23 protein-coding genes and 1 tRNA gene are annotated in these 25,868 nt (G+C 66.3%); 15 read left to right on the top strand and 9 right to left on the bottom strand.

Features of this window, described 5'->3' with window-relative positions; translation table 11 throughout:
- Window positions 1–57 precede the first annotated feature (57 nt).
- Entirely contained in the window at window positions 58–483 is a 426-nt protein-coding gene (locus ACVMB0_RS08555) for an organic hydroperoxide resistance protein (protein WP_461345924.1), read from the bottom strand.
- Window positions 484–653: 170 nt separating this feature from the next.
- Between ACVMB0_RS08555 and ACVMB0_RS08560 the strand changes: the two genes are divergently transcribed.
- Entirely contained in the window at window positions 654–1,115 is a 462-nt protein-coding gene (locus ACVMB0_RS08560) for a MarR family winged helix-turn-helix transcriptional regulator (protein WP_298371380.1), read from the top strand.
- Window positions 1,116–1,134: 19 nt separating this feature from the next.
- Here the strand turns inward: ACVMB0_RS08560 and ACVMB0_RS08565 are convergent, their stop codons facing one another.
- The 3 genes from ACVMB0_RS08565 to ACVMB0_RS08575 all read right to left on the bottom strand — a co-directional run bounded on the left by ACVMB0_RS08565 (window position 1,135) and on the right by ACVMB0_RS08575 (window position 2,109).
- A complete protein-coding gene (locus tag ACVMB0_RS08565) occupies window positions 1,135–1,371 on the bottom strand; it encodes a GIY-YIG nuclease family protein (RefSeq protein ID WP_456751212.1) in 237 nt (78 codons plus the stop codon).
- A gap of 159 nt (window positions 1,372–1,530) precedes the next feature.
- Window positions 1,531–1,606 (bottom strand) — tRNA-Ala (locus tag ACVMB0_RS08570).
- 95 nt (window positions 1,607–1,701) lie between these two features.
- Window positions 1,702–2,109, bottom strand: a complete 408-nt coding sequence (locus ACVMB0_RS08575) for a TIGR02300 family protein (RefSeq protein WP_456751211.1) — start codon at window positions 2,107–2,109, stop codon at window positions 1,702–1,704.
- A gap of 145 nt (window positions 2,110–2,254) precedes the next feature.
- On the opposite strand from ACVMB0_RS08575, the gene aroA reads away from it, so the two are divergent.
- The 12 genes from aroA to ACVMB0_RS08635 all read left to right on the top strand — a co-directional run bounded on the left by aroA (window position 2,255) and on the right by ACVMB0_RS08635 (window position 14,622).
- Complete coding sequence (gene aroA, locus ACVMB0_RS08580) at window positions 2,255–3,592, top strand: 3-phosphoshikimate 1-carboxyvinyltransferase (RefSeq protein ID WP_461345925.1); 1,338 nt, start codon at window positions 2,255–2,257, stop codon at window positions 3,590–3,592.
- Entirely contained in the window at window positions 3,589–4,218 is a 630-nt protein-coding gene (cmk, locus tag ACVMB0_RS08585) for a (d)CMP kinase (protein ID WP_456751209.1), read from the top strand. Before aroA ends, cmk begins: the two co-directional genes overlap by 4 nt.
- A 394-nt stretch (window positions 4,219–4,612) precedes the next feature.
- Complete coding sequence (gene rpsA / locus ACVMB0_RS08590; RefSeq protein WP_076863580.1) at window positions 4,613–6,322, top strand: 30S ribosomal protein S1; 1,710 nt, start codon at window positions 4,613–4,615, stop codon at window positions 6,320–6,322.
- A gap of 281 nt (window positions 6,323–6,603) precedes the next feature.
- Complete coding sequence (gene sppA, locus ACVMB0_RS08595) at window positions 6,604–7,581, top strand: signal peptide peptidase SppA (protein ID WP_456751208.1); 978 nt, start codon at window positions 6,604–6,606, stop codon at window positions 7,579–7,581.
- 174 nt (window positions 7,582–7,755) lie between these two features.
- On the top strand, window positions 7,756–8,085 hold the full coding sequence (locus tag ACVMB0_RS08600) for an integration host factor subunit beta (protein ID WP_461345926.1): 330 nt from the start codon (window positions 7,756–7,758) through the stop codon (window positions 8,083–8,085).
- A gap of 118 nt (window positions 8,086–8,203) precedes the next feature.
- Window positions 8,204–8,587, top strand: coding sequence for a LapA family protein (locus ACVMB0_RS08605; RefSeq protein WP_456751206.1), 384 nt, complete (start codon window positions 8,204–8,206; stop codon window positions 8,585–8,587).
- Window positions 8,588–8,663: 76 nt separating this feature from the next.
- Window positions 8,664–9,335, top strand: coding sequence for a phosphoribosylanthranilate isomerase (locus tag ACVMB0_RS08610; RefSeq protein WP_461349620.1), 672 nt, complete (start codon window positions 8,664–8,666; stop codon window positions 9,333–9,335).
- Window positions 9,332–10,549, top strand: a complete 1,218-nt coding sequence (gene trpB, locus ACVMB0_RS08615) for a tryptophan synthase subunit beta (protein WP_461345927.1) — start codon at window positions 9,332–9,334, stop codon at window positions 10,547–10,549. The genes ACVMB0_RS08610 and trpB overlap by 4 nt, the downstream gene beginning before the upstream one ends.
- On the top strand, window positions 10,546–11,382 hold the full coding sequence (trpA, locus tag ACVMB0_RS08620) for a tryptophan synthase subunit alpha (protein ID WP_456751203.1): 837 nt from the start codon (window positions 10,546–10,548) through the stop codon (window positions 11,380–11,382). The genes trpB and trpA overlap by 4 nt, the downstream gene beginning before the upstream one ends.
- A gap of 104 nt (window positions 11,383–11,486) precedes the next feature.
- Window positions 11,487–12,428, top strand: a complete 942-nt coding sequence (gene accD / locus ACVMB0_RS08625) for an acetyl-CoA carboxylase, carboxyltransferase subunit beta (RefSeq protein WP_456751202.1) — start codon at window positions 11,487–11,489, stop codon at window positions 12,426–12,428.
- A 95-nt stretch (window positions 12,429–12,523) separates the two neighbouring features.
- Window positions 12,524–13,768 (top strand): bifunctional folylpolyglutamate synthase/dihydrofolate synthase, encoded by a 1,245-nt coding sequence (locus ACVMB0_RS08630; RefSeq protein WP_461349621.1) that lies wholly within the window; start codon window positions 12,524–12,526, stop codon window positions 13,766–13,768.
- Window positions 13,769–13,881: 113 nt separating this feature from the next.
- Window positions 13,882–14,622, top strand: a complete 741-nt coding sequence (locus ACVMB0_RS08635) for a metallophosphoesterase family protein (RefSeq protein WP_461345928.1) — start codon at window positions 13,882–13,884, stop codon at window positions 14,620–14,622.
- Between the two features lie 3 nt (window positions 14,623–14,625).
- Here the strand turns inward: ACVMB0_RS08635 and ACVMB0_RS08640 are convergent, their stop codons facing one another.
- From ACVMB0_RS08640 to ACVMB0_RS08660, 5 genes are all read right to left on the bottom strand, one after another.
- On the bottom strand, window positions 14,626–15,690 hold the full coding sequence (locus ACVMB0_RS08640; protein ID WP_461345929.1) for an ATP-dependent DNA ligase: 1,065 nt from the start codon (window positions 15,688–15,690) through the stop codon (window positions 14,626–14,628).
- Window positions 15,691–15,786: 96 nt separating this feature from the next.
- Complete coding sequence (gene trxA, locus ACVMB0_RS08645) at window positions 15,787–16,107, bottom strand: thioredoxin (RefSeq protein ID WP_016847387.1); 321 nt, start codon at window positions 16,105–16,107, stop codon at window positions 15,787–15,789.
- A 116-nt stretch (window positions 16,108–16,223) separates the two neighbouring features.
- The gene (gene addA, locus ACVMB0_RS08650; protein ID WP_461345930.1) at window positions 16,224–19,700 is read right to left on the bottom strand and encodes a double-strand break repair helicase AddA; all 3,477 of its coding nucleotides are present in this window, start codon (window positions 19,698–19,700) and stop codon (window positions 16,224–16,226) included.
- Window positions 19,694–22,840 (bottom strand): double-strand break repair protein AddB, encoded by a 3,147-nt coding sequence (gene addB / locus ACVMB0_RS08655; protein WP_461345931.1) that lies wholly within the window; start codon window positions 22,838–22,840, stop codon window positions 19,694–19,696. Before addB ends, addA begins: the two co-directional genes overlap by 7 nt.
- Before the next feature lie 73 nt (window positions 22,841–22,913).
- Window positions 22,914–23,870, bottom strand: coding sequence for a LysR family transcriptional regulator (locus ACVMB0_RS08660; RefSeq protein WP_461345932.1), 957 nt, complete (start codon window positions 23,868–23,870; stop codon window positions 22,914–22,916).
- Between the two features lie 97 nt (window positions 23,871–23,967).
- Here ACVMB0_RS08660 and ACVMB0_RS08665 point away from each other — a divergent pair, with 97 nt between their 5' ends.
- Both ACVMB0_RS08665 and ACVMB0_RS08670 read left to right on the top strand, forming a co-directional pair.
- Window positions 23,968–24,852, top strand: a complete 885-nt coding sequence (locus tag ACVMB0_RS08665; protein WP_461345933.1) for a hypothetical protein — start codon at window positions 23,968–23,970, stop codon at window positions 24,850–24,852.
- Window positions 24,849–25,862, top strand: a complete 1,014-nt coding sequence (locus ACVMB0_RS08670) for a DUF2891 domain-containing protein (RefSeq protein WP_461345934.1) — start codon at window positions 24,849–24,851, stop codon at window positions 25,860–25,862. The genes ACVMB0_RS08665 and ACVMB0_RS08670 overlap by 4 nt, the downstream gene beginning before the upstream one ends.
- Window positions 25,863–25,868: the final 6 nt, after the last annotated feature.

Raw genomic sequence — 25,868 nt, forward strand, 5'->3', positions numbered from 1 at the left:
CGCGTCAAAAGAAGAGTCTAGGGCCCCGTTCCGATTCAATCGGAACGGAAAGGGCCTCTACACGACGGTCAGCTTGACGTCGACATTGCCGCGGGTGGCGTTGGAGTAGGGGCACACCTGGTGGGCCTTCTCGACCAGCGCTTCGGCGTCAGCGCGGGACAGGCCCGGCAGCGAGATGGCGAGGTCGACGGCGAGGCCGAAGCCGCCCTGCGAGCGCGGGCCGATGCCGACCGTCGAGGTCACCGCGGCGTCGGCGGGAACCTTGGGCCCACCCTGCGAGGCCACGAACTTCATCGCGCCGATGAAGCAGGCGGCATAGCCGGCCGCGAACAGCTGCTCCGGATTGTTGCCGGCGCCGCCGCCGCCACCGAGCTCCTTCGGGGTCGTGAGCTTGACGTCGAGCGCGCCGTCGAGCGTTGCCGCATGGCCGTCGCGGCCGCCGGTGGCCTTGGCGCTGGTCTTGTAGAGCACGTTCACAGACATCGTGGTCTCCCTTGGTTGTGGGCCGGTTTGAATTCGGCGATGCATGTATTGCATCCAATTGAATTGTGCGCAATATAAATTATGGAGCCTCACATTTAATTGTCCGCAATTGAATCCGCGGTCCCTTGAGCCCAGAATGACCCGGAAATGAGATGGATTCGATGACAACCATGGTCAGGAAACAGACGGCGGCGGATCAGGCGCTGCGGCTCGATAACCAGATCTGCTTTGCGGTCTATTCGACCGCGCACGCCTTCAACCGCGTCTACAAGCCGCTGCTCGACCGGCTCGGGCTGACCTATCCGCAGTATCTGGTGATGCTGGCGCTGTGGGAGCGCGACGACGTGCCCGTGAAGGACCTCGGCGAGCGCCTGTTCCTGGATTCCGGCACGCTGACGCCGCTCCTGAAGCGGCTGGAGGCGGCCGAGCTGATCAGGCGGACCCGCAGCACCGAAGACGAGCGCGTGGTGCTGATCGCGCTGACGCCGCAGGGCCATGCGCTGCGCGAAAAGGCAAAAGCCGTCCCGCAATCGATCCTCGCGGCCTCGGACTGCACGGTCGGGGAATTGCTGGCGATGAAGGACGAGATCGTCGCGTTGCGTGATCGGTTGAACGCGGTGCTGGGGGAGTAGCGGGCGGTGCGAGCTGCGGCTAGAGGCGCTTCTTGGCGAAGGCGCGGCCGGAGGCGGACTTCAGGTATCTTTCAAAAGCAACGGCCTGCTTCTCGTCGCTGAAGGCAACGTAGGTCTTGAGCCGCCAAGGCCCATATTTGGATGTATGGGGCACTTCGCCAGCGTTGTGCTTGGCCAGTCTGGCCCGCAGAACGTCGGTGAGCCCGACGTAGAAGTGCAGGCCGTCGAGGCTTTCGAGAATGTAGACGTATTTCATGAGGCTCCCCGCGCGGCGGATGGGGAGCATGCTAGCGTATTTGAATTCGGTGAGAGCCCGGCTTCGCCCTTCGGGCTACGCCGCGGCAGCCTTCGTTCACTTCGCTACGAGGGACTTCCCCAGGCTTGCCGAGCCGTAGCTCGCGAAGCGAGCGAAGGCTGGTGGAGCCAGGCGGGATCGAACCGCCGACCTCTTGCATGCCATGCAAGCGCTCTCCCAGCTGAGCTATGGCCCCATATTCCAGTGGGATGATCCTGGGGGATCGATCCCGGTCCGCGCGGCCTGGATGACTCGCGCGGCAGCACCGTTGATCATAGATCGGCGCCGATCTCAAGTCTCTTCATCACCGCCGACGTCACCAATGATGTCGGTCACGTCCTCATCGCCCTCTTCCTCGTCGGCGATGAAGGTCGAATCGTCGTCGTCATCGTCGTCGATGGTCTCATCGACCTCGATATCGTCCTCGGATTCGGGAACCTGGGCCTTGACCTTGCCGGTGTTCTCCTCGGCATCGGCCTCCTCCAGCGAGACCAACTCTTCGGCCTCGGCGGGTTCCGGCATGTCGGCGGCGGTCGCAGGCGAATTGACGGTGGCGCCACGGCCCCGCGGCGGGGCCACCGGCGCGATCGGCACGACCTCGCCGGTGTAGGGCGAAATCACCGGGTTCTTGTTGAGGTCGTAGAACTTCTTGCCCGTGGTCGGGCAAATGCGCTTGGTTCCGAGCTCGGACTTGGCCACGTGGTCATCCCAGAATTTTGCTGAAAAACGGTGCTTCACTTGGCTAGTTGAGGGGCTGCTGTCAATAGCGGTTTGCGCGCAAGTGACGGGCGCGTGACGCGGTGTTGCCTATGTGATACCTGCCGCGGCGCGAGAGGACACAGTCTTGGCCCATTCTGACACCCCGACCCCGCTGGAATCGCGCGCCTGCGGCCCCCTGGCCGGCAAGGTCCGCGTCCCCGGCGACAAATCGATTTCCCACCGTGCCCTGATCCTGGGAGCGCTTTCGGTGGGTGAAACCCGCGTTTCCGGCCTTTTGGAGGGCGAGGACGTCCTCAACACCGCCAAATCGATGCGCGCACTGGGCGCCAAAGTGGAGCGGGCCGCGCCTTTTGCCTGGTCGGTCGCAGGCGTCGGCGTCGGCGGCTTCGCCCAGCCCGCAGCCCCGCTCGATTTCGGCAATTCCGGTACCGGCTGCCGGCTGGTGATGGGCGCGGTGGCGGGATGCCCGATCGCGGCCATCTTCGATGGCGACGCCTCGCTGCGGTCGCGCCCGATGCGCCGGATCCTCGATCCCCTGGAGCTGATGGGCGCCCGGACCAGCGATATCGGGGCCGGCGGCCGGCTGCCGCTGACCCTGCACGGTGCCCGCTATCCGGTGCCGATCGTCTACAAGACGCCGGTCGCCTCGGCCCAGATCAAGTCCGCGGTGCTGCTGGCGGGGCTGTCCGCGCCAGGCGTCACCACCGTGATCGAGCAGGAGGCGAGCCGCGACCACACCGAATTGATGCTGAAGCATTTCGGCGCCGAGATCTCCTCCGAAAAGGAAGGCAGCCATGGCCGCCGGATCACGCTGAACGGCGAGCCTGAGCTGCGCGGCGCCGAAATCGTGGTGCCGGCCGATCCGTCCTCCGCGGCGTTTCCGATCGTCGCGGCGCTGATCGTCCAGGGATCCGACGTCATGTTCTCCGACGTGATGACCAATCCGCTGCGCACCGGCCTGTTCACCACGCTGCGCGAAATGGGCGCGGCGATCGAGGAGAGCGAGGTGCGCGGCGATGGCGGCGAGCCGATGGCGCAATTGCGCGTCCGTGCCTCGAAGCTCAGGGGCGTCGAGGTGCCGCCGGAGCGCGCGCCGTCGATGATCGACGAATATCTGGTGCTCGCGGTTGCGGCTGCGTTTGCCGAGGGCACCACGATCATGCGCGGCTTGCAAGAGCTGCGGGTCAAGGAATCCGACCGCCTCGAAGCGACCGCGGACATGCTGCGGGTCAATGGCGTCACGGTCGAGGTCTCCGGCGACGATCTGATCGTCGAGGGCCGCGGCCATGTCCCGGGCGGCGGTCTCGTCGCCACCCACATGGATCATCGCATCGCGATGTCGGCGCTGGTGATGGGCTGTGCTTCGGACCGGCCGGTGAAGGTCGACGACACCGCCTTCATTGCCACAAGTTTTCCGGACTTCATCCCGATGATGCGCTCGCTTGGAGCTGATTTCGCATGATCATCGCCATCGACGGACCGGCCGCCTCCGGCAAGGGCACGCTCGGCAAGCGGCTCGCCCACCATTACGGCTATCGCCATCTCGACACCGGCGTGATCTACCGCGCGGTGGCCTATGCGATGATGGCGCAGGGCGCCGACCTCAACGACGAGATGCTGGCAGTGGCCGTCGCGCTCGAGCTCGATCCCGAGAAATTCGGCAATCCGATCCTGAAGACCCAGAAGGTCGGCGAGGGCGCATCCGTTGTCTCGGCCTTTCCCAAGGTGCGCGAGGCGCTGGTGAACTTCCAGCGCCAGTTCGCCGCCGATCCGCCCGGCGCGGTGCTGGATGGGCGCGACATCGGCACCGTGATCTGCCCCGATGCCGACGTGAAGATCTTCGTGGTCGCCGATCCCCGCGTGCGGGCGCGCCGGCGTACCCTGGAAGCCCGGGCCCGCGGCGAGGATGCCGACGAGGAGGCCGTGCTCGCCGACATCCTCAAGCGCGACGAGCGCGACCAGAATCGGACCATTGCGCCGTTGCGGCCGGCGGCCGATGCCCACACGCTGGACAATTCCAACCTCGACATCGAGGCCGGCGTCCGCGCCGCCATTGCCATCGTCGAGGCGGCCCGCGCAAAACGCTAGAATCGCAGGCACGGGCGGGCCTTTCGGCCCGAAACCCCAGCAAAATGGGGCATTTCCTGCTTGCCGAAAGGTGCCCGCACGGCTATATCAGCGCCGTTCGGAGCACCATCGACATTGTCGAGATCGTGTCTGAGCGGGCCGGCGCCGGGTTTGAGCCATCCTCAAACGAAACTGACGCCGCATCTGGAGGAACGCCCGCTCCCAGGTCTTGCAGTCGATATTTTCGTGATCACGCTCCGGATTATCAAAACGTACCGAACGTGCAGTCTTGCTGCCGGCCCGCTGTTGCACCTCCTGCAATGAGCGGTCGTCAGGGTTTGCGGAACCCTGACACTTCACGCGCGGTGCGCCCATCAACCCGAACTGCCGGCGAAATCCCGCATCTGGAGATCAAATGGTTTCGAATTCTGCGTCTTCTTACACCCCGACCCGCGACGACTTCGCGGCGATGCTTGATGAGTCCTTTGCCGGCGGCAATTTGCAGGAAAGCTCGGTCATCAAGGGCAAGGTGGTTGCAATTGAGAAGGACATGGCCGTCATCGACGTCGGCCTGAAGACCGAAGGCCGCGTCGCGCTGCGCGAATTCGCCGGCCCCGGCCGTGAGAGCGACCTCAAGGTCGGCGACGAAGTCGAGGTGTTCCTCGACCGCATCGAGAATGCGCTTGGCGAAGCCGTGCTGTCGCGCGACAAGGCGCGCCGCGAGGAGAGCTGGGGCAAGCTCGAGAAGGCGTTCCAGAACAACGAAAAGGTCAACGGCGTCATCTTCAACCAGGTCAAGGGCGGCTTCACGGTCGACCTCGACGGTGCGGTGGCGTTCCTGCCGCGCTCGCAGGTCGACATTCGTCCGATCCGCGACGTTGCGCCGCTGATGAACAACTCGCAGCCGTTCCAGATCCTCAAGATGGACCGCCGCCGCGGCAACATCGTGGTGTCGCGCCGCACGGTTCTCGAAGAGACCCGCGCCGAGCAGCGCCAGGAGCTGGTGCAGAACCTCGAAGAGGGTCAGGTGATCGACGGCGTGGTCAAGAACATCACCGATTACGGTGCGTTCGTTGATCTCGGCGGCATCGACGGCCTGCTGCACGTGACCGACATCGCCTGGCGCCGCGTCAACCACCCGACCGAGGTGCTGACCATCGGCCAGACCGTCAAGGTCAAGATCATCAAGATCAACCACGAGACGCACCGCATCTCGCTCGGCATGAAGCAGCTGCTGGACGATCCGTGGCAGGGCATCGAAGCCAAGTACCCGCTGGGTGCCCGCTTCACCGGCCGCGTCACCAACATCACCGACTACGGTGCGTTCGTCGAGCTCGAGCCGGGCATCGAAGGCCTGATCCACGTCTCCGAGATGTCGTGGACCAAGAAGAACATGCATCCCGGCAAGATCGTTTCGACCTCGCAGGAAGTCGAAGTGCAGGTGCTGGAAGTCGATTCGGTCAAGCGCCGCATCTCGCTCGGTCTCAAGCAGACCATGCGCAATCCCTGGGAAGTGTTCGTCGAGAAGTTCCCGGTCGGCTCGACCGTCGAAGGCGAGGTCAAGAACAAGACCGAGTTCGGACTTTTCTTGGGCCTCGACGGCGACGTCGACGGCATGGTCCATCTCTCCGACCTCGACTGGAAGCTTCCGGGCGAGCAGGTCATCGACAACTTCAAGAAGGGCGACATGGTCAAGGCCGTGGTGCTCGACGTCGATGTCGAGAAGGAGCGTATCTCGCTCGGCGTCAAGCAGCTCGAAGGCGACCCCTTCGCCGAGCCGGGCGACGTCAAGAAGGGCGCGGTCGTGACCTGCGAAGTGCTCGAAGTGAAGGAGAGCGGCATCGAGGTTCGGATTTCGGGCACCGAGTTCACTACCTTCATCAAGCGGTCCGAGCTGGCCCGCGATCGCAACGACCAGCGTGCCGAACGCTTTGCCGTCGGCGAGAAGGTCGATGCCCGCGTCATCCAGTTCGACAAGAAGGCCCGCAAGGTGCAGGTCTCGATCAAGGCGCTGGAAGTCGCCGAAGAGAAGGAAGCCATCGCGCAGTACGGCTCCTCCGATTCGGGTGCGACGCTCGGCGACATCCTCGGCACCGCGCTGAAGAACCGCGGCACCGACAAGTAAGCGTTCGGGCGATTTAAGCGAACAACTAGAGGGCCCCGGCGCGAACCGGGGCCCTTTGTTTTTGGCGTAGCCCGGATGGAGCGAAGCGAAATCCGGGGCTTTATCCCCGCGGCGGACTTTCCCGGATTGCGCTTCGCTTCATCCGGGCTCCGGATGCGTCGATGGGACGGGCCTTGTTTTCTTCAAATTGCGCCGCAATTGATGTATTTGGCTAAGCAGATGGTGACGCTGCGACGGCAAAACGCGCGGGACTGCGCGCTGACTATTTCTGGAGAGATCGGATGTCGCTGGATTCGGATGTGATCGTCGACCGCCGCCGTATCAGGCGCAAGCTGACGTTCTGGCGCGTCGCCGCTGCGGTCATTGCGATCGCGGCCATCGTCGGCGTCGGCGTGATCGCCGCCGGCGACCGCGGCAGCCTCTCGGCATCGAACGCGATCGCGCGGATCAACATCGACGGATTGATCCGCAGCGACCAGGAACGCGTGGAGGCGTTGGAGCGGCTCGGCAAGTCGAGCTATGCGGCGGTTGTCGTGCACATCAATTCGCCGGGCGGCACCACCGCAGGCTCCGAGCAGCTCTATGACTCGCTGATGCAGTTGAAGGCGAAGAAGCCGCTGGTCGTCGTGGTCGAGGGCCTGGCCGCCTCGGGCGGCTACATCACGGCGATCGCCTCCGACCATATCGTCGCCCAGCAGACCTCGCTGGTCGGCTCGATTGGCGTGCTCTTCCAGTTTCCGAACGTTTCGGAATTGCTCAAGACCGTCGGCGTAAAGATGGAGGAGATCAAATCCTCCCCGCTGAAAGCTGCGCCCAACGGCATGGAGCCGACCAGCCCCGAGGCACGCGCCGCGATCGAGGGTCTGGTCAAGGACTCCTATGCATGGTTCCGTGGATTGGTGAAGGAGCGCCGCGGCATGGACGACGCCCTGCTGGAGAAGGTCGCTGACGGTCGCGTCTTCACCGGCCGGCAGGCGGTCGATCTCAAGCTGATCGATCAGCTCGGGGACGAGAAGACCGCGATCGCCTGGCTGGTTGCGGAGAAGAAGGTCAAAAGCGACCTGCCGGTGCGCACTTACAAGCTCAATCCGCGCTTCAGCGACCTGACCTTCCTGCGCACGGCTGCATCCATGACGCTCGATGCGCTCGGCCTCGGCGGCATCGCGCGGCGGATCGAGCAGGGCGGCGTGGCCCAGGCGGTCGACCGGTTTGGGCTGGACGGCATGCTGGCATTGTGGAGTCCGGGCGGAACCGACTGACCGGCTGCCAAACGCGTGCTGTTTGATGAATTCCCGCTCTGCGGGAATCGCCGCATGCCCCAATCGGGCTATTTGTCACGCGATTTCACGGCGCTCTAAATCGATTTAGCGTCTTGACAGTGCACGGCATTTTCACGGAAATGGGTTTCCGCAAGAGCCCGGATCCCACTTTCGATGATCAAATCCGAACTTGTTCAGCGTATCGCCGAGCACAACCCGCACCTCTATCAGCGGGATGTCGAGAATATTGTGAATGCGATTCTCGATGAAATCGTCGCGGCGCTGGCGCGTGGCGACCGTGTCGAGTTGCGCGGTTTCGGCGCATTCTCGGTGAAGCATCGCCCGGCGCGCGCCGGCCGCAATCCGCGTACCGGCGAGCATGTGCCAGTCGATCAGAAGAGCGTGCCGTTCTTCAAGACCGGCAAGGAAATGCGCGAGCGTCTCAATCGCGACGAGACCGAGGCGGGAGCCTCCAAGGTCGACGCGCCCAAAGCCGACGCTTAAAAGGCGGATGCTTGAGAGGCTGATGCCTGACAAGGCTGCGGCCTAGCGCGCGAGATCAGACGTTGCCGTGCTGCGGGTGATCGGCCCGCCACTTTCTCCATCGCTGCGAGAGATGGTCATGCGAAAGTTCTTCACGGCAGTGGTCGTCATTCCGCTCGGACTGATCTTCATCATCTTTGCGGTCGCTAACCGGCACTGGGTGACGGTGTCGTTTGACCCCTTCAACTCTGTGACGCCGACAATCGCGGTCACACTGCCGCTGTTTGTCGTCATCATCGCCTCCGCGATCCTGGGTGTGATCGCGGGCGGCATCGCGACCTGGTTCAGGCAGGGGCGGTGGCGCCGCGCCGCCCGGCAGCACGAGGCCGACGCCCGCCAGGTCCGCGCGGAGCTCGCCGACCTCAGGTCCGCCGCCCGGGACGACGCGCAGCGCCGTCCGGTCCCGGCCCTATCAGGCTTTTACGGGCCCAATGGGCGAGACAAGCAGGGCGCGACGTTGTAGAACCCGCCCCGTCGGACCCGGGCCTGCCCCTGTTCCGGGCGCCCGAAAACCCGTTTTGAAGACCCGTTTCGAGACCATGCCCCTGCTCGTCAAAATCTGCGGCCTGTCCACGCGCGAGACGCTCGACGTCGCGCTCGAGGGCGGCGCTGACATGGTGGGGTTCGTGTTCTTTCCGCCGTCGCCGCGCCATATCAGCCTGGAGACCGCGCGCGAGCTCGGCAGCCGCGCCAAGGGACGCGCCGTCAAGGTGGCGCTGACCGTCGATGCCGATGACGCGACCATCGAGAACATCATCGAGACGCTGCGACCCGACATCCTGCAATTGCACGGCAAGGAGACCACGGCGCGGCTGCGCGACCTCAAGCAGAAATTCGGCCTGCCGCTGATGAAGGCGCTGCCGGTCGAGACCTCGGCCGACCTTGCGCCGCTGCCGGGCTATGCCGGCGTCGCCGACCGCATCCTGTTCGATGCCCGCGCGCCGAAGGATGCGACGCGGCCGGGCGGTCTCGGCGCGCCGTTCGACTGGCACCTGCTGGAAAATCTCGATCTCGCGCTGCCCTACATGGTCTCCGGCGGGCTCAATGCCGGCAATGTCACTGAAGCCGTCCGCGTCACCCGCGCCGGCGGGGTCGACGTGTCGTCGGGCGTCGAGCGCACGCCCGGCATCAAGGATCCCGAGCTGATCCGCGCCTTCATCCGCGCCGCACGCGCAACCCAAAGAACTACCCGAGAACTGACGGTTCGATGAATCAAAACCTGCCCAATTCCTACCGCAGCGGCCCCGACGAGCGCGGGCATTTCGGCATTTTCGGCGGACGCTTCGTCGCTGAAACGCTGATGCCGCTGATCCTCGATCTCGAAAAGGCCTATGCCGACGCCAAGGCCGATCCGGCATTCCAGGCCGAGATGAATCTCTATCTGAAGGACTATGTCGGCCGGCCCTCGCCGCTGTACTTCGCCGAACGGCTCACCGAGCATCTCGGCGGGGCGAAAATCTACCTGAAGCGCGAGGAGCTCAACCACACCGGCTCGCACAAGGTCAACAATGTGCTCGGCCAAATCATGGTCGCGCGCCGCATGGGCAAGAAGCGCATCATCGCCGAGACCGGCGCCGGCCAGCACGGCGTGGCGACGGCGACGCTGTGCGCGCGGTTCGGGCTCGAATGCGTGGTCTATATGGGCGCGGTCGACGTCGAGCGGCAGCAGCCGAACGTGATCCGCATGGAAATGCTCGGCGCCAAGGTGGTCCCGGTGCAGTCGGGCGCGCGTACGCTGAAGGACGCGATGAACGACGCGTTGCGCGACTGGGTCACCAACGTGCACAACACCTTCTATTGCATCGGCACGGTGGCGGGCCCGCACCCTTATCCGATGATGGTGCGCGACTTCCAGTCGATCATCGGCCGCGAGACCCGCACGCAGATGCAGGAAGCCGAGGGCCGCCTGCCGGACTCGCTGATCGCCTGCATCGGCGGCGGCTCCAATGCAATGGGCCTGTTCCATCCGTTCCTCGACGATCCCTCGGTCGAGATTTTCGGCGTCGAGGCCGCCGGTCACGGGCTGACGCAGCTGCATGCCGCCTCGCTCGCCGGCGGGCGCCCCGGCGTGCTGCACGGCAACCGCACCTATCTGCTGATGGACGCCGACGGCCAGATCGAGGAAGCGCACTCGATCTCCGCCGGCCTCGACTATCCCGGCATCGGCCCCGAGCACGCCTGGCTGCACGAGACCGGCCGCGTCAAATATCTCTCGGCGACCGACGAGGAAGCGCTCGCCGCATTCCAGCTGCTGTCGCGGCTCGAAGGCATCATCCCCGCGCTGGAATCCGCGCACGCCATCGCGAAATTGTCCGAGCTCGCGCCGCAGCGGCCCAGGGATCATCTGATGGTGGTCAACCTCTCGGGCCGTGGCGACAAGGACGTGCCGCAGGTCGGCGACATCTTGAAGGCGAGGAAGAAGTGACCACCCGTATCGACGCACGTTTCGCCGAGCTGAAGCAGCAGGGCCGCTCCGCTTTCGTCACCTTCGTGATGGCCGGCGACCCCGACGCAAAAACCTCGCTCGACATCCTGAAGGCGCTGCCCAAGGCCGGTGCCGACGTCATCGAGATCGGCATGCCGTTCACCGATCCGATGGCCGACGGCCCGTCGATCCAGGCCGCAGGCCTGCGCGCGCTCAAGGGCGGCATGACCCTGCGCAAGACGCTGGCGATGGTCCGCGACTTCCGCAAGGAGGACAACGCCACGCCGATCGTGCTGATGGGCTACTACAATCCGATTTACATCTACGGCGTCGACGGCTTCCTGGCCGATGCCAAGACCGCCGGCGTCGACGGGTTGATCATCGTCGACCTGCCGCCGGAGGAAGACACCGAGCTCTGCATCCCCGCGATGAAGGCCGGGCTGAACTTCATCCGGCTGGCGACGCCGACCACCGACGACAAGCGCCTGCCGGCGGTGCTCGCCAACACCTCGGGCTTTGTCTATTACGTCTCGATCACCGGCATCACCGGCGCCGCGACGGCCGATTCGACCGCAGTTGCCGAAGCCGTCGCCCGCATCAAGCGGCACACCAAGCTCCCGGTCTGCGTCGGCTTCGGCATCCGTACCCCGGAGACGGCGCGGGCGATCGCCGGAAGCGCCAATGGCGCGGTGGTCGGTACCGCGATCGTCGATGCGGTGCGTGCCAACCTCGACGCCGAGGGCCGCGCGACGCCGAAGACCGTGAGTGCGGTGGCGGACCTGGTGTCCGCGCTGGCGCAGGGGGTCCGCGGCGCCAGGCAGGCCGCTGAATAAGCCACATTTTGCGGCAACAAGGCCGCCAATGGCGGCTTGCCGGGTTCGCCCGGCCCGCCATATATCCAGCTGGTGCGGGACCGACCCGCATTTCGGAGCGAACCATGAACTGGCTCACCAACGTCGTCCGGCCGAAGATCCGCAACATCCTGCGGCGCGAGACGCCGGAGAATCTCTGGATCAAGTGTCCGGATTCCGGGCAGCTCGTGTTCTACAAGGACGTCGAGGCCAACCAGTTCGTGATCCCCGGCTCGAACTACCACATGCGGATGGGCGCGGTGGCGCGGCTGAAGTCGATCTTCGACAACGAGACCTGGTTCGACGTCGCGTTGCCCGAGGTGACGGCCGATCCGCTCAAGTTCCGCGACGAGCGCAAATACGCCGACCGCATCAAGGATGCCCGTGCCAAGACCGGACTGAACGACGCGATCAAGGTCGGTTACGGCAAGCTCGAAGGCGCCGGCGTGGTGGTCGCGGTGCAGGACTTCGATTTCATGGGCGGCTCGCTCGGCATGGCCGCCGGTGAGGCGATGGTGCGCGGGCTCGAGCTCGCGGTCGAGAAGAAGTCGCCGTTCATCGTGTTCGCTGCATCCGGCGGCGCGCGGATGCAGGAAGGCATCCTGTCGCTGATGCAGATGCCGCGCACCACGGTGGGCGTGCAGATGCTGCGCGAGGCGAAGCAGCCCTACATCGTGGTGCTGACCAACCCGACCACCGGCGGCGTCACCGCGTCCTATGCGATGCTCGGCGACATCCAGATCGCCGAACCCGGTGCGCTGATCGGCTTCGCCGGCGCCCGCGTGATCGAGCAGACCATTCGCGAGAAGCTGCCGGAAGGCTTCCAGCGCGCCGAATATCTGCGCGAGCACGGCATGGTCGACATGGTCGTGCATCGCCACGAGATGAAGGCGACGCTGGCGCGGCTGTGCCGCCTGCTGACCAAGGCGCCGGCGCTGGAAACCGCATCGAAATCCACGGCCCCGGTCACCGAGCCGGCCCAGATCGTCACGGCGCCGGAGACGGTGCCGGCTGCGCCGCACGCGTGACCGCAGGCGCCGCCCCATCGCAAGCCTCGTTCGAGGCGTTGATCGCGCGGATATCGGCGCTGCATCCCAAGCGCATCGATCTCAGCCTCGATCGCATGCGCGGCCTGATGGAGCGGCTCGATAATCCCGAGCGCAAGCTGCCGCCGGTGATCCATGTCGCCGGCACCAACGGCAAGGGCTCGACGGTCGCCTATCTGCGGGCGATCCTCGAAGCATCAGGCCTGCGCGTACACGTCTTCACCTCGCCCTACCTGGTCCGGCTCAACGAATGCTACCGGCTCGGCGCTACCGGCGGCGGCAAGCTGGTCGGCGACGACGAGCTGCGCGCGACGTTCGAGGAATGCGAGCGCATCAACGCCGGCAACCCGATCACGGTCTTCGAGATGGAGACGGCGGTGGCGTTCTGCCTGTTCGCCAAGCATCCGGCCGATGTCGCGCTGCTCGAGGTCGGCCTCGGCGGCCGGCTGGATTCCACCAATGTGGTGGAGACGCCGCTCGCTTCGGTGATCACGCCGGTCAGCATGGATCACATGGAATTCCTCGGCGACAATCTGGCGGCGATCGCCGGCGAGAAGGCCGCGATCATCAAGCGCAAGGTGCCGGTGGTGTGCGCCGAACAGGCGCCCGAGGCAATGGCGGTGATCGAGGCGGAGGCGAGCCGCATGCGCGCGCCGCTGCATGCCGCCGGCCAGCAATGGCATGTCGGTGTCGAGCGCGGCCGGCTGGTCTATCAGGACGAGCGCGGCCTGCTCGATCTCGCCGCGCCAAAACTGTTCGGCCGGCACCAGTTCGACAATGCGGGCCTTGCGATCGCGACGCTGCGCGCAATCGACGCGTTCAAGCTCAACATCGCAGCCTTCGAGGCCGGCATCGTCAATGCGGAATGGCCGGCGCGGATGCAACGATTGGTCTCAGGCAGCCTGGTCTGCCAGGGCCCGCAGGGCTCCGAGATCTGGCTCGATGGTGGCCATAATGCCGAGGGCGGCCGCGTTGCGGCTGCTGCGCTCGGCGATCTCGAGGAGCGGGTGTCGCGGCCGCTGGTCGTGATCGCAGGCATGATGGCCAACAAGGATGCCAACGCCTTCCTCGCCAATTTCGCCGGGCTGACGCGACACATCATCGCGGTCCCGGTGCCCGGCCGCGACAACGGCATGGCGCCGGACAAGCTCGCCGACGCCGCGCGTGCGCTCGGCATGCGGGTCGAGATCGCATCCGGCGTCGACGCCGCCTTGCAGCGGCTCGCGACGCTGGCCTACGAGGTGCCGCCGCGCATCCTGATCACCGGCTCGCTGTACCTCGCCGGCCCGGTGCTTGCGGCCAACGGCACGCCTCCTGCATGATTCCGTTGACGTAGCCCGGATGAAGCGAAGCGAAATCCGGGAAGGCTCGATCCGCCGAGGCTGGGCCCCGGATTACGCTTCGCTGCATCCGGGCTACGGGAGAACAACACATCATGCGATTTGCTGCGATCGCCGATATCCACGGCAACCACCTCGCGCTTGAAGCGGTGCTGTCCGACATCCGCGCCCAGGGCATCTCCGACATCGTCGATCTCGGCGACATGGTGAGCGGGCCGCTCGACGCGCGGCCGACGATCGACATGCTGATGGCGCTCGATGCGGTCCATCTGCTGGGCAATCACGACCGCTATCTGATCGACCGCCCGCACGAGAAGATGGGCTCCTGGGAGCGGTTGACCTATACCCAGCTCGAGCCGCGGCATCTCGACTGGCTGCGCACGCTGCCGGCCAATGCGGTCTATCGCGACGCGGTTTTCCTCTGCCACGCGACGCCGCAGGATGACGAGACCTATTGGCTCGAGGTGGTGCTGCCGGGCGGCGAAGTCTGCATGTCCGCGCTTGATGCGATCGAGGCCAAAGCTACGGGCATCACGCAATCGCTGATTCTCTGCGCGCACACCCACACCGCGCGCGCCGTGCGGCTTCGCGATGGGCGGCTGATCGTCAATCCCGGAAGCGTCGGCTCGCCCGGCTATCGCGCCGGCAAGCCGCATCCGCATGTCGTCGAGGCCGGTTCGCCCGACGCGCGTTACGCGATCCTCGAACAGGTTGGTGGCGACTGGACCGTGACCTTCCGCCACATCCCCTACGACCACGCAGCGATGGCGGCGCTGGCGAGGCAGCACGGCCAGGCCGAACTCGCCTCGGCGCTGGCGACCGGATGGATCCGCTGACGGCTACGCCTTCAACAGCTTCATCGGATCGACCGCCTTCTGCTTCAGCTGCTCGAACGTGCATTGCGTCGGCGCTTTGTCCGGACGCCAACGCAGGATTGAGGTGCCGTGGCGAAAGCGGTCGCCGCTGAAATGGTCGTAGCAGACCTCGATTACGAGCTTGGACCTTAGCGGACACCATTGTGCCGAGCGTTCGGTCGACCACCGGCTCGGACCGCCCGGTGCATTCCCTGTGAAGCCGGGCTTGGCGATCAACGGCTCGAGGCGATCGGTGAGCGCCGGCTTGTCCTGCTGCTTGATCGCCGAGGTGAAGCCGACATGGTGCAACAAGCCGTCGTCGTCATAGAGGCCGAGCAGCAGCGAGCCGACGACCTTGCGGCGGCCGATCTTGTTGGTGGCATAGCGAAATCCGCCGATCACGCAATCGGCGCTTCTGAATTTCTTGATCTTCTGCATGCCGTCGCGATTGCCGGCCTGATAGGGCAGGTCCAGGCGTTTGGCGATCACGCCGTCGAATCCGCCGCCGGAGCGCGCCAGCCATGTCTTCGCCGTCGTGTAGCTCGTTGTCGCCGGCGAGAGCCGAAAGCCGGGATTGGACTTCAATTGCGCTTTGGCAAAAGCCTCGAGCTGCGGCCGGCGCGTGCTCAAGGACTGTCCGGAAAGCTCCGTCTCGGTTGGCGAAGCGAGCAGATCGAACGCCAGATACAAGGCGGGCGTTTCATGCGCGAGCCGTGTCACCCGGCTGGCGGCAGGATGGATACGCTGCAGGAGATCGTCGAAGGAGAATGTCCGGCCGTGCGGCACCACGATCTCGCCGTCGAGCGCGAACGACTTGGCCTTTACGCTCAGCGCCGCGGCGACCAACTCAGGGAAATAGCGGGCGAGATCCTCGCCGGATTTCGAGCGCAGGTCGACCTTGTTGCCTGCGCGTTTCAGCAGGCAGCGGAAGCCGTCCCATTTGGGTTCGTATTGCCACGCTTTGCCGCGCGGGATGGCATCGACCGAGCGGGCCTCCATCGCGACGAGCGGCGTGGATATCGAAGCGGGCTTCTGACGTGGGGAGGGCAAGCGCTAAGACCTTCAAACGCAACACACAAGGTCTCAACGCAAACGGCCGGCGAATCCGCCGGCCGGGCTCGAAATTATTTAATCAGCAGACCTGGATCAGACCGCAGCGGTGATCCACTGCTGCAGCTTGGCCTTCGGGGCGGCGCCGACCTGACGGGAGGCCATCTCGCCGCCCTTGAAGATCATCAGGGTCGGGATCGACATCACGCCATACTTCGACGCGGTCTTCGGGCTCTCGTCGACGTTGAGCTTCACGATCTTGACCTTGTCGCCCATCGCGCCTGAAATCTCATCGAGAGCGGGCGCGATCATGCGGCAGGGGCCGCACCATTCGGCCCAGAAGTCAACGACCACCGGCCCGGTCGCCTTGAGCACTTCGGCTTCGAAATCGGCGTCAGAAACCTTGCCAACGGCCATGGGAGTACCTCGTTCGGTTGGGACAAAAGGGCGCGGTTGAGAATCGCGCCCGGGAGCATGAGGCAAACGTATGAATGCCCCCTTGCCGGGTCAAGCTCGCTCACGCCGACATGACCTTATGCCAGCCCGGCGTCCAGCGTGGAGGCGGAAATCTCCATCATTTCAGGGGTTTCGGTCCAGAGCAGAGCGGCGTGGATGATCCTGTGGGGATAAAGTTTTGCCAGCACCGCACGGTACAGTGCGAGCTGCCGGATATAGCCCCTGGGGGCCTCGGCGGAGATCTTGGGCGGGGCGTGGTTGGTCTTGAAATCGACGATCAGGACCTCGTTCGGCGTCACCACCAGCCGGTCGATCTGGCCCGAGACCAGCTCTTTCGGCCGGCCCGGCCGCTCCAGCCGACCCACGATCGAAACCTCGGCACGGCTGCCGGGGGCAAATACCGGCGCGAAGCGCAGATCGACGGTGAGGGCGACCACCTGCCGCGCCAGCGCCGCGCGCTCTTCCTCGCTCCAGCCATCGGCGTTACGGGCAAGATAACCGAGCGCCGCGCCGAGCCGTCGTTCCACCGCGACGTCGGGTAGCGATTGCAGCAGGCGATGCACCAGCGTGCCGCGCTGCAGGGCGCGGGCGCGCAGCAGCACCGATTCGCCGGTTTGTATCTTGTGACTGTCGTCGTCGGCCGGATCGGACGGGCGCAGCACGTCCGCGGCGGCGGCTTCCGGCGCGGCCGCCGTCCGCAGCCAGGACGGCAGTACGATCGGCGCCGCGGCCGCCGCCGCCGCCGCGCCGGTGAGATCGGCAGCGTCATCCGGCCGCGAATAGCGCGTCACCTTGCCGGCCGGCGTCTCCTCTTCCTCCAGCTTGAGCCCGGAATTGGCGAGCCCCTTGGTGATCAAATCGTACCAGGAGGATTTGCGTACCGTGTTCATGTTGCCGGGCATGCAGCCGCCGACGATCAGCCGGTCGGCGGCACGCGTCATCGCGACATAGAGCAGGCGGCGATACTCGTCCTCGGTGTCGCCGAGCATCGCCTTGCGCGCGTCGGCGACGCTGGGCGGATCCTCGGCCTTCTTGCCGGCCCACACCACGACGCCGGGCGCGTTCGGCGCGGCGTTGCCCTGCGGCAGATGGATCAGCCGCAGCCGCTGCGTGTCCGACGGCGAGGTCGTGGTGTCGACCAGGAACACCACCGATGCTTCGAGGCCCTTGGCACCGTGCACGGTCATCACGCGGACCTCGTCGCGCGAGATCTCCATGTCGCGCTTCACCTCGGTGTCGGCGGCGCGCATCCAGGCGACGAAGCCCTGCAGCGAGGCCGGCGCCTTGCGCTCATAGCTCAGCGCCAGCTCGAGGAATTCGTCGAGCGCGTCATTGGCCTCGTGGCCGAGCCGGCGCAGCATGCGCGCCCGCCCGCCATCGCCGCCGAGCAGCCAGGCGTAGAACGCGAACGGCGTCTCCTGGGTGAAGCGGCGCTCGCAGTCTTCGAGGCGGCGCAGCGCGGCCGCCAAACGCTCATCACTCGACGCCTGCGCGGTCAACGCCTCGCGCAGCGAGCTGCGGCGCTGATACGCCAGCTTGAACAGATCGTCATCGTCGAGGCCGAACAGCGGGCTCTTCAGCGCCACCGCGAGCGCGAGGTCGTCCTGCGGCAGCAGCAGCGCATCGGCGAGGTTCATCAGGTCGATGATCGCGATGTGCTCGGTCAACTTCAGCCGGTCGGCGCCGGCGACCGGGATACCCGCGTGCTTCAGCGCCTGGATCACGGCGTCGAAGGCGTTGCCGCGCCGCCGCACCAGGATCAGCATGTCGCCGTAACGCAGCGGCCGCCGCGCGCCTTCGCTGCCGGTCATGGTGCCGCTGGTGACGAGGCGCTTGATCTCGGCCTGGATGCGCCGCGCCAGCTTCACCTCGGGGCTCGTCACGGACACGCCGTCGAACGGCGCCCGCCAGCCTTCGATGTCCTGGCGGTCGTCGGCGACCGCGAGGTCCCACAGCTCGATCAGGCTGGGGCCGGCGTCGGCCATCGCATTGTGGATCGGATAGCCGTTCTCGACCGCGTGGATGCTGCGGAAGATCTCCTGCTCACGGAACACGTGGTCGACCGAATGCAGGATCACCGGTCCGGAGCGGAACGAATAGGTGAACGACACCGGATCGAATTTCAGTCCGGCCTCCTCAAATCGCCGCTTCAGCTCGCGCCGGCGCAGGTCGAATTCACGCGGTGCCGCGCCCTGGAACGAGAAGATCGACTGCTTCTCGTCGCCGACCGCGAACACGGTGCGTACCAGGCCGTCGCGGGCACCGGCGCCGGACGTGAATTCCGAGATGATATGGGCGACGATGTCCCATTGCCGCGGGCTGGTGTCCTGCGCCTCGTCGATCAGCACGTGATCGACGCCGCGGTCGAGCTTGTAATGCACCCAGCCCGAGGAGACGCGGTCGAGCATCGCCAGCGTCTTGTCGATCAGATCGTCATAGTCGAGCAGACCGCGTTCCAGCTTCTCGTGCCGGTAGTGCGCGGCCGCCGCAGTCGCGATGTGGATCAGCGCTTCGGTGCGGTCGCGCGCCACCACCGCGCGGCGGCGTTCGATCAGCGGGCCGAGACGGTCGATCTCGGCCTCGAAGCGGTGGCCGGCGACGGAGTTCTTCTTGATGAAATTGTTGGTGACGACGGAGGCGCGTGGTGCGCGCTCATCGGTCAGGAACACGCCGAGATACTCGTCGACCTGGGCCGCCCCGCTAAAGGTCAGTGCGCTGCGCAGCCGCTCGGCCTGCTTCTGATCCGCCTTGCTGCTGGTGTCGAGCAGCGTCGCCGTCTCCTGCCAGCTCGACCGCGGCAGGTTCGGCCCGTCGACGATCTCGCGCTCGACATCCTCGATGCGAATATCGGCGGGAACGCCAAGCGCCGCAGACATCTGCGCGACGGCGGCCGCGGCGCTGCCGGCGGCATCGGTCCAGGCCATGAAATGGTCGCGGCTGAGGCAGGCTTCGCGCACCACCTCCTTGAAGGTGACGTCGGCGGCATTTGCCATCGCCGTCCGCAGTGCGCGGCCGATCGGACTGTCGGGAATCCGCGATGCCTCGAGGAACACGGCGAGATTGGCGCGCTCCATCATCTCGTTCTGGTCACGGTCATCAAGCACGGCGAAGCGCGCCGGCACATTGGCCTCGAACGGGAACTGTTGTAGCAGGCGGGTGCACAGCGCGTGGATGGTCTGCACCTTCAAGCCGCCGGGCGTCTCCAGCGCGCACGCGAAAAGCTTGCGCGCTTCCTTGCGGAGCTTCGAATCCGGGTGTGCGATGCCGGCCTCTCGGATCGCAGCATCGAGCCCGGCATCGTCGAGCGTCACCCAATGGCCGAGCGTCGTGAACACACGTTCCGCCATGTTCGCCGCGGCGGCCTTGGTGAAGGTGATGCAGAGAATCTTTTCCGGCGGCACGCCTGACAGCAGCAGGCGAATCACGCGCTGCACCAGCACATGCGTCTTGCCCGAGCCGGCATTGGCCGACACGAAGGTCGAGGCCTTCGGATTGGACGCGCGGGCCTGCGCGTCACGCACCGCGGGCGGGATCGGTCTGACGGCCTTCACCATTCCTCGATCCCCAGGCCGCCGGCGGCGGACCATTCCTTGATCCGCGCGAGGTCGTCATACGCGCCGTAACGGTTCGCCCACATCGAGAGGTTCAGCGAGGTGTAGGCTTGGCTCTCGTCGTCGAAGGCGCGGATCAGGGCTTCCAGCTTGCGCCGCGCGCTGTCGGCGGCTTCATCGGGCGGCTGCGGGGTGTCGTTGGTCTTGATCTTCAATTCGAGCGAGCGCTGCTCGCCCGGCGGGTTGTTGCCGCTCAGCCTGACATAGACGAGATCGCCGACCGAGGAGCCCGCCGGGATGTCGGCAAAGCCACCCTCGCGCAGGATCGCGGCTTCCAGCGTCAGCTGCGGCGACAGGCCCATGCGCACCTGCTTGCCGGTCGGCGGTTGCCCGGTCTTGTAGTCGAGGATCGCGAAGCTGCCGTCGTCGCGGCGCTCGATGCGGTCGGCGCGTGCCGAGAGGATGAAGGTCCTGGCATCGTCGAGCGGAATGCCGATCTCGCCGCGGATCTCGGCCTTGATCGCAGCAATGCTGCCGCGCCGGGCCTGCTCCCATTCGGCAAACCACGCCGCGATGCGCTGGAAGCGCGGCCACCACAGCGCGCGCGCCTCAGGCCGCTCCATCAGTGGCGCGAAATGCCTGGCACCGATGTCGCGCAGGGCGCTCTTGATGTCGTCAGGCAGCGCGTCAGCGTAAGTTTGCGTGAACTCGCCGAGCGATTCGTGGATTGCGGAGCCGCGGTCCGCCGCCGACAGCGGCATGTCGACCGGATCGAGCGGATCGAGCCGCAAAATGTGGCGCGCATAGATCGTATAGGGATCGCGCAGCCAGTCCTCGATCGCGGTGACCGACATTTTCAGCGGCCGCGCCTCGCGCGGTGGCCGCGGCTCGGGCTGCGCGATCGGCTCGACCTTGTCGGGCCGGTCGAGCTCGGCCGCATATTGCACATAAATCTCGCCGGCCGATGTCGCCGCCTTCCAGCGCGCTTCGCCCGCCACCGCCTCGAGCCGATGCAGGAAGCGCGAAGCAACAGCCGGTGCGCCGCCGACCTTGGCCGCGTGGGTCAGGATCACCTCGTCATGGCCGAGCAGCTGCGCGAAGTCGTGCGCGGACAGGCCGATGCGCCGTTCGGGCAGATCGAGCCCGAGCTCATGCCGCATCGGCCGGCTTAGCCACGGGTCGACCCGCGGCGCCGGCGGCCAGACGCCCTCGACCAGGCCGCCGAGGATGACGCGATCGGATTCGGTGAGGCGCGCTTCGAGCGAGCCGTAGATGTTGAGCTGAGCCCGCGCCGATTCCGGCCGCCGTACCATGCGGTCGGCGAATGCGGTCTGGAAAACCTCGGGATAATCTGACAGCGGCGTCATCAGCCCGCTCGGCTGCTGCTTGGCGAGCAGCTCGTCGAAGGCAGCTGCCAGCGACGCACCGGCGCGTTCCTCGAACGCGATGGCGATGCCGTTCTCGTCGGAGGACAGCGCGATCAGCGCCTCGCGGTGGCGCGCGGCCAGCTCGGCGAAATCATGCGGTTTTGACGACGCCATGCCTTCCAGTGGCGCCAGCGCCGCCTGCAATCTGGCGATCAGGTCCTGCGCCTGGTTGAGCTCGTTGTCGCGCAGCCGCGTGCGTGGCTCCATGGCGTGCAGCGACGAGGTCTCGCCGCCATTAAGCTTGACCAGTTCGGCGCGGAAGCGGGCGAAGTCGCGGGCAAGCCCGCCGGTCCCGGCTTGCGGCCGCGTACCGCGCAGCAACGCGATCTCCAGCACCTCGGTCGCCCGCTTCAGCGCACCGTGCGCGCCGCCGAGCCGGAACAGGGGATGCTTGAGCAGCGCGAGCAGTGTCGGCGGCTCCAGCCCCCTGGCCGCGGCCTCCGCGGTGAGGCGGGCGAACACGCCGGCGGGCGTTTCGATCAGCGCGTCGCCTCCGGAATCGTCGAACTCGAGCTTCCAGCGCGTCAACGAGGCCATCACGCGGCGCGCCAGCGCGCGGTCCGGCGTCACCAGCGCGGCCGATCTGCCGAGATGCCGCGCCTCGCGCATCGCGACCGCGATCGCCAGCGCCTCCATCTCCGGATCGGACGCCTCGACCACGGTGAGGTTGCTCATCCCAGCCGAAATCCGCGCCACGATCTCGGGCCGTTCCAGCCGGTCGTGCCATTGCGCGGTCGCGGTCGAGGGACGCATCGTCTCCGACACCAGGACTTCGCGCCCCTGCGGCGCAGGCCCGGCGAGGCTCTCGACATCGTGGCGCTTGATGCCGAAGCGGTCGAGCAGCGCGTACATCGCGAATTGCGGGTGGTTCGACGAGGGCGGAGTTTTGAACCTGCCGTCGTCGCCGCGCTCGCCGCCGATCGTGTCCCAGCTGTCTTCATCGAGATCGGTGTCGAGCCCGGGCAGCACCACCGCGCCGTTCGGCAGCTTCGCCACCGCGTGCAGGAATTTTGCGGTGGCCGGCATCGAGCCGGTCGAACCGGCCGCGATCACCGGGCCCGTCGGATGCGCGGTCAGCCGCGCGGCTTCCGCCTCGATCAACAAATCGCGGCGTGCGGCGGGTTCGATCCGGCCGATCTCCTTGAGGTAGTTCGGCCAGGCGTCGCGCGCGATGCGCAGGAATTCCAGCGAATGCTGCCAGTATTTGTCGTGCTGGTCCGGCACCAGGCGGTCGAGTGCGCGCCAGTCGACGCCGCGCGTCACCATGTCGTCCATCAGCCGCGCCAGATCGCCGGCGAGCTGCAAGGTCGAGGCTGGACCGCCGACCACCAGCGGCGCCGATACCGGCGTCTTCGCCCAGGCCGCGACCAGATGCGCCAGGGTCAGCCGGCGTTCGAGTTCGCCGAGCCGGGGCGGAATCTCCAGCGGCGCGGCGCCGCCGACGTCGTCGCCCTGGTCGGCGAAGGCGAGCTCGTCCTCATCGATCTCGCCGAGCGCTATGATGCGTGGCAGCACCGCTGCGTCGGAATCGAGCACGTCGAGGAAGATTTCGCGCGCCAGCCGTCCGGCGCGGCGGGTCGGCAGATACAGCGTGGCGTTGGCGAGCTTCGCCGGATCGTTGCGTGCCGCGAATCCTGCGACCAGCCGGCCGTCGACCAGCGCCGAGATGACGGTGCGCAGGAATGGCGCAGAAACGGGAACGCTGAAAACGCGCATGGGCTGCCTGATTCGATCCGGCGCCAATATAGGGAGCGGCGGCCGTCGTTAGCCACCCCTCATGCTCAACCGCTCATGATCGCAATCCGGCGACGCAGCGATCGACAGCATCCAGGAACCAGCGCAGCGCCGGATCCTCAGCAGCACGGCTTGCATGAATCAGGTCGATCGCGAAGGCTGGAATGTCGATCGGCGGCATGACCACCGCAACATCGGCCAGATTCGTAAAGCGGCGGGCGACGCGCTCGGCCATCGTGGCGATGAGATCGGTGCCCGTGACCGCGAAGGGAACGGCCACCACATGCGCAAGCGTCACGGCCACTCGTCGTTTCAGTCCATGGCGCGCCAGCAGCGCGTCGATCACGCTCGGCAGGCCATCGCCGCCGGCCGCCGAGAACAGCGCATGCGGCAGGGCCGCATAATCTTGCAGGGTCAGGCGTTCCGATTGATTGGCGGGCGCAGCGGCGCGGATGCAGACGAAGCGCTCCTCGAACAGCCGGTGCCGGACGCAGCGTGGCGACTCCGGCAAATGGCCGCCGATCAGCGCGTCGAGTTCGCCACGCTCGAGTTTTGCGAGCGCCGTCGTCGCTTCGGTCAGTGCGCGCACGGCGAGGTCGATGCCGGGCGCCTCGATGCGCAACAGGCGGGTCAGTTCCGGCACCAGGACCAGATCGCCATAGTCGGTGGCGGCGATGGTGATGCGTCGTCGCGCGGTGGCGGGATCGAAGGCAGGATCAGGCGCCAGCGCGCCTCTGATCTGCCGCAAGGCCTCGCCGATCGGCCCGGCCAGCGCCAGTGCCTTTTCGGTCGGCTGCATGCCGGCGCCAGCGCGCAGGAACAGTTCGTCGGCAAACAGCGCGCGCAAGCGCCGCAGCGCGCTGCTCATGGACGGCTGGGCGAGGCCAATGCGCTCGGCCGCGCGGGTGACATGGCGCTCCTCCATCAGCGCTTCGAAGGCGACCAGCAGGTTGAGATCGACGGCAGCTAAATTCATTACAGCAATAATGCTTATAGAAATAATCGATTTCAACAATGATTTGCCCAGTCGTATGCTGGGTCAGGACATGGCGATGAGATTCGAGGATTTGGCGCGATCGTTGGAAGGGCTGGTACCTCGGGGACCCACCTTGTTGATCATCGGCGTGCTGGCCGGACTGGCTTTGCCTGCCCTGGCGGACGCCGTCCGCCCGCTGATGGCGTCGGCGATCTTCGTTCTGGTGCTCGGCACCTTTCTGCAGACCGATGGCGCGGCGTTCCGGCGCGCATTGCGGCGGCCGCTGGTCTGGCTGCTATTGCCGGCGCTGGCGATGCTGGCCTGTCCGCTGGCGGTCGGCTTCGCCGCGCGCGGCGCCGGACTTCGCATCGAACTGATCGTCGCGCTGGTGCTGTCGGTGTGCGCGCCGCCGTCGAGCGGCACGGCGGCGGTCGCGCGCATGCTCGGCTTCGACGCCACCGTTCCGCTGGCGGTGACGCTGTTGTCGATGGCGCTGGCGCCGGTCACGGTGCCGCTGATCGCAGCCGGCTTTGCCGGTCTGGCGCTCGATCCGCTGGCGCTTGCCATGCGGCTGGCGCTGCTGGTCGGCGGCGCCGGCGCGCTGGCGTTGCTGCTGCGCCGACAGGCTGCTGCTCAATTGGCGCGGCATTCGCGCGTCATCGATACCCTCGTGCTCGCCTCGCTGCTCCTGTTCGCAATTGCCACCATGGCCGGGGTGCGTGCGCAGATCGAGACGCAGCCGATCGCCGCGGCGACCTGCATCGGACTCGCTTTCGCCTGTAATCTTGCGCTGCAAGGATTTGGCGTACTACTCACGCCGGGCAATCTTGCTGCGCGGCTGACCAGCGGTCTCGTTCTCGGCAACCGCAATGTCGGACTGGTCTGGTCGGCGATGGGCGCGGCGGTGTCGCCGATGACGGCGCTGTTCTTCGCGGCCACCCAGTTTCCGATCTATATGACGCCGCGCCTGATCGAGCTGCTGGTCCGGCGCGCGCGCAAGGAGCAAGCCCCGTCATGAGCGACACGATCCTGACCGAAGACCTCGCCGTCCGTTTTGCCCGCATCGCGCTCGGCCATGTCGGCCGCGAATATCCCAACAAGCCGGATCATGTGCTGGCGGGTCCGCAGGACGCGCGCACGCCGCGCGAGCTGCATCCGGTGTTCTTCGGCAGTTACGATTGGCACTCCTGCGTCCACAGCTACTGGATGCTGGCACGGCTGCTGCGTCGCTATCCGGCATCCGACGTGGCAGATGATATCCGCAGCCTGTTCAACGAACAGTTCGTCGCGGAGAAGATCGCGGCCGAATGCGCCTATCTCGCGGCGCCGACGGCGCGCGGCTTCAAGCGGCCGTATGGCTGGGGTTGGCTGCTGAAGCTCGCAGCGGAGCTCTCATTGCTCGACGGGGCCCGGTGGCGCGATCGAATCGGGCCGCTCGCTGAAATCTTCGCGCAGCGTTTTCGCGATTTCCTGCCGCTCGCCACCTATCCGGTGCGGGTCGGCACCCATTTCAACACCGCGTTCGGGCTGCGCATGGCTGCCGACTATGCCGCCGTGACGCAGGACGATGCATTCGGCGCGCTGCTGCGCGAGACCGCGCTGCGCTGGTACGGCGCCGATCGGGACTGTCCCGCCTGGGGCGAGCCCAGCGGCGACGACTTCCAGTCGTCCGCACTGATCGAAGCGGAGTGCATGCGGCGGCTGCTGCCGCCGGGCGACTTCCTGCCCTGGTTCGATCGCTTCCTGCCGCGGCTTGCGCAACGCGAGCCCGCAACCCTGTTCCGCCCTGCCACGGTGACCGATCGCACGGACGGCAAGCTGGCGCATCTCGATGGGCTCAATCTCAGCCGCGCATGGTGCTGGCGTGCGCTGGCCGGTGCATTGCCGGAGGACGATACGCGTCGTGCGATCCTGCTCGATGCTGCGCGACGCCATCTCGACGCCGGCCTGCCGCATATCGCCGGCGATTATATGAGTGAACATTGGCTAGCGAGCTTTGCCGTGCTTGCGATCGACGGAGACGATTGACGACGG

The organism is Bradyrhizobium sp. USDA 4451 (assembly GCF_054822585.1).

What these genes read in the sequence shown, in the direction of transcription:
- ACVMB0_RS08555 (WP_461345924.1), bottom strand. Translation starts at nt 483, where the DNA reads ATGTCTGTGAACGTGCTCTACAAGACCAGCGCCAAGGCCACCGGCGGC.
- ACVMB0_RS08560 (WP_298371380.1), top strand. Translation starts at nt 654, where the DNA reads ATGGTCAGGAAACAGACGGCGGCGGATCAGGCGCTGCGGCTCGATAAC.
- ACVMB0_RS08565 (WP_456751212.1), bottom strand. Translation starts at nt 1,371, where the DNA reads ATGAAATACGTCTACATTCTCGAAAGCCTCGACGGCCTGCACTTCTAC.
- cmk (WP_456751209.1), top strand. Translation starts at nt 3,589, where the DNA reads ATGATCATCGCCATCGACGGACCGGCCGCCTCCGGCAAGGGCACGCTC.
- rpsA (WP_076863580.1), top strand. Translation starts at nt 4,613, where the DNA reads ATGGTTTCGAATTCTGCGTCTTCTTACACCCCGACCCGCGACGACTTC.
- sppA (WP_456751208.1), top strand. Translation starts at nt 6,604, where the DNA reads ATGTCGCTGGATTCGGATGTGATCGTCGACCGCCGCCGTATCAGGCGC.
- ACVMB0_RS08600 (WP_461345926.1), top strand. Translation starts at nt 7,756, where the DNA reads ATGATCAAATCCGAACTTGTTCAGCGTATCGCCGAGCACAACCCGCAC.
- ACVMB0_RS08605 (WP_456751206.1), top strand. Translation starts at nt 8,204, where the DNA reads ATGCGAAAGTTCTTCACGGCAGTGGTCGTCATTCCGCTCGGACTGATC.
- ACVMB0_RS08610 (WP_461349620.1), top strand. Translation starts at nt 8,664, where the DNA reads ATGCCCCTGCTCGTCAAAATCTGCGGCCTGTCCACGCGCGAGACGCTC.
- trpB (WP_461345927.1), top strand. Translation starts at nt 9,332, where the DNA reads ATGAATCAAAACCTGCCCAATTCCTACCGCAGCGGCCCCGACGAGCGC.
- accD (WP_456751202.1), top strand. Translation starts at nt 11,487, where the DNA reads ATGAACTGGCTCACCAACGTCGTCCGGCCGAAGATCCGCAACATCCTG.
- ACVMB0_RS08630 (WP_461349621.1), top strand. Translation starts at nt 12,524, where the DNA reads ATGCGCGGCCTGATGGAGCGGCTCGATAATCCCGAGCGCAAGCTGCCG.
- ACVMB0_RS08635 (WP_461345928.1), top strand. Translation starts at nt 13,882, where the DNA reads ATGCGATTTGCTGCGATCGCCGATATCCACGGCAACCACCTCGCGCTT.
- trxA (WP_016847387.1), bottom strand. Translation starts at nt 16,107, where the DNA reads ATGGCCGTTGGCAAGGTTTCTGACGCCGATTTCGAAGCCGAAGTGCTC.
- addA (WP_461345930.1), bottom strand. Translation starts at nt 19,700, where the DNA reads ATGGTGAAGGCCGTCAGACCGATCCCGCCCGCGGTGCGTGACGCGCAG.
- addB (WP_461345931.1), bottom strand. Translation starts at nt 22,840, where the DNA reads ATGCGCGTTTTCAGCGTTCCCGTTTCTGCGCCATTCCTGCGCACCGTC.
- ACVMB0_RS08670 (WP_461345934.1), top strand. Translation starts at nt 24,849, where the DNA reads ATGAGCGACACGATCCTGACCGAAGACCTCGCCGTCCGTTTTGCCCGC.